The 2,977-nt window shown below is 33.2% G+C and carries 3 protein-coding genes and 1 pseudogene; 3 read left to right on the top strand and 1 reads right to left on the bottom strand.

The genetic code is table 11. The features are described from left to right. Positions 1-196: pseudogene (locus PSI17_RS16310) on the bottom strand (IS4 family transposase); the annotation flags it as partial. A gap of 104 nt (positions 197-300) precedes the next feature. Here PSI17_RS16310 and PSI17_RS16305 point away from each other — a divergent pair. The 3 genes from PSI17_RS16305 to PSI17_RS16295 form a co-directional block, all read left to right on the top strand. Beyond that, a complete protein-coding gene (locus PSI17_RS16305; RefSeq protein ID WP_273552966.1) occupies positions 301-789 on the top strand; it encodes a hypothetical protein in 489 nt (162 codons plus the stop codon). Between the two features lie 53 nt (positions 790-842). After that, entirely contained in the window at positions 843-2,099 is a 1,257-nt protein-coding gene (locus PSI17_RS16300) for a hypothetical protein (RefSeq protein WP_273552965.1), read from the top strand. Between the two features lie 99 nt (positions 2,100-2,198). Further along, the coding region (locus PSI17_RS16295; protein WP_273552964.1) for a hypothetical protein at positions 2,199-2,977 on the top strand (779 nt) is incomplete at its 3' end.

The raw sequence follows: 2,977 nt of genomic DNA, 5'->3' as shown, positions 1-2,977 counted from the left end.
CCCCATTGATTTGTTGGTGTAAATGAGAAATTGAGGTGATATTTCCCGTACTGATTACTTGTATCAGGGCAAGAATAAACAGGCGGGGCTCAAGGCATCGGAGCCGTTGGGTAAAGCCACATCGACGAGCCATTTTTTCTAAAAGAGCGTCATTGAAGAATTGCATTAACTGGTGTTTTATAGCGATAATTGTCATAGGCTTCATGCGTATTTGGGTGGTTTGTTTGGCGACAATTATCCAATCACAAATGAGGCCTTTTTTCTATCTTAAATAAAGGGTTATCTCTTAAGATCCTGTATATGATTGATGTATACAGCGAAGAAAATGAAACTTTTGAGTGGCATGGCATCATCCTGAGCATGATAAGCCAACAGAGAAAAGCGGGTCAAAGTGCTAAAGGAGCTACGGGGCTATATGTGGTAATAATGGGAACAAGTGAGCAGAATAATGAAAATTTACCACAGCTTGGCAGCAAAGGATATTTGAACGTGTATGTGAAAACGCCAAATTCTAGAAATACCCATAAGAGTTATCCATTCCAGTTGCCACCTGCTGCTGATCAGGGAAAACAAACAGGTCATTGTACGGTTAATATCCCATACTGTGATATTAATCGAGCGGGGCCTTCATTCTCCCAAGGGTTAGGAACACTTTCGTTCGATTATTATATCGAAAATAGTGATGGTTCTAAAACGTATAGCAAAGAGTGGAGCACCAAAATTAATACGGTATTACCCAATCAATCTCACGATGATAACGATGGGTGTGATCCTTTATCGAATAATTAAGAGGGTTTTGATTTTTAATTATTGCAATGTAAGATTATAAATAAGGAAATAACATGAAAAATAATCTGTCAATAGATGAAAAATCCATATCAATATATTTTAAAAAAGATATTTTCCAAGTGTTAAACTATGATAGTACTCCGCCTAATCGTGATTACATTAAGGCAGTCGCGTTAATCCGGGATAAGGACGGAAAACCATTGCCAAATGTTTCTGTGGTTATTCTTGAAAAAGAGCATGCCTATTTTGATTTGGTTAATATCTATCATGCCGATAAAACAACACCTGTTACAATTAAAAACACTTCTTCTAATCTGAAATCTTTTTCTATCACCTCCGATTCAGATGGAGAATTAATTTTTTATATCTATACTAAGAAATCAAAATCAGTCATATTTCATGTTGATTCTATGGTAATGAATGTAACAGGTCATGTCTCTTCAAAAAATAAATTATATATTATAGATAATGATAAAAAGGATTTAAGCCTTCCTCCACCTGATATCATCGGCGATAATGGTGATTTATGGGTGAATCCCAGCTCGAGTTTCTTTACTCTTTTAATTAAAAACTATCCTGATGCAAAATTAAATGACACAATACTGTTTTTTGCTAATAATCAATATGTGGAAAAGTCATTTATTGTTGAGGACATTAACGGATTAGATAATAGTCATATAACACTCCCTTATAACATATTTAAGGAAAATGAGGTTACGCCTTTTTTCTATACGGTTGTGAATGAGTTGGGATTGGCTCGCTCTTCATATCCACAAAGCATAACATATCCTGGAGGAGGAAATAATCGACCGATTGATAACTTAGAGAGAAGTTATGATAGTTGTATCGTTTATAATAGTTCCGGTTATAATAACGATAAAAATATTATCAATGATTCCATTCATGAGAAGGACGTGAATAACAGATGTAATAATCCTCATCATGAAGCATTATTCGTTAAAATCATAGGAACAAATGACTATAAAGATAAAACAAAAGTTCCACTTGGTGCCGAAGTCACATTAAATTTATATGTAAATAGTTATCCAAATACGATTTATCAATCTAAAACGAAATTAATGCCAATTCAACCCGATAATGGTAATGCAGCAACATTATTGTTTGGAATTCCTTTTAATTATATTGGTCATATAGAAAATGGAGATATTTATCTTGATTTTCAAGTTAATTATTATGGGGATATTTCTTATGGTAAGATTTGGCAAGCCAATGTTTATACTGTACGGCCAGGAGGAGAACTTGCAGGGGATAATTGTCCTGACGGTATAAATTGGACCAACATATGGTAATTCAATTTTTCAGATAAAGAATAATCATTTTCAAATATTCATTTTTCTTTTAATAATATATTAATAAAGAATTATAAAAGAGGTATGTTAGGTAGCGATATGATTTTGGAAGATTATAATTTAAATTTATCTATTGAAAAACATGCTGATGTTATTATAGGTCAGCAGTTTTATCTCGATATAGAACTCATACCTAAAGGAAAAATTTCTCAATCCTTTAATATAGGTATAAAAGACCCTCAGGGTTTTGAAAGTATAGAAATAATTAAACCAATTAATAGCCAGCAGGATAGTAAATTATATAATATGGTGGTTTCATGTAAGGTAAAAGGAAGTGATTCAATAACGTCAGGAGATGAAATACATTTTACTCTCACAGGAATTGAAGAAGTAATAAAATATTATGCAAAGGATTTGGTTAAAATCTCAATCCAATTGAAGAAAAATAAAAGCATCTGTGCAACGCCTAGTAATAACAATATAGACGACAATAAAGATCATTATATCAGTTATAGTACTACATTATTTGATACCACGGGTCAATTACTTAAAAACACACCTGTCCATATTTTTTCTGAGGCTGAAGAGGATATTGTAAGGAATATCATCATTACCTCTGAACCGAGTGGAATCGGTCAAAAATGCCAAGTCATCAAGCCCCAAAATTATCAGAGTAAAAGTGAAATAATTATCAATAGTGATAATGATGGAAATGTAAAATTCCGTGTTTATCCGGTTATGGATACACCTGTTGTTATGGATTTAATCAGTAAAATCGAAGGGATCACGGAATATCGTTCTGGTACCATATATATGGTTTCTGTTTTTCCGCTCAGCGACGAGGATTTACCTGAACAGCCATATATTCCTGAACTCTC

This window comes from Xenorhabdus sp. IM139775 (assembly GCF_028598745.1).
GTDB lineage: Bacteria > Pseudomonadota > Gammaproteobacteria > Enterobacterales > Enterobacteriaceae > Xenorhabdus.
Note: the sequence above shows the minus strand (reverse complement) of the source record. Positions and strands in the feature narration are given on the sequence as shown.

Bases quoted from the DNA above. Each gene is read 5' to 3' on its own strand.
- PSI17_RS16305 (WP_273552966.1), top strand. From the start codon at position 301: ATGATTGATGTATACAGCGAAGAAAATGAAACTTTTGAGTGGCATGGC.
- PSI17_RS16300 (WP_273552965.1), top strand. From the start codon at position 843: ATGAAAAATAATCTGTCAATAGATGAAAAATCCATATCAATATATTTT.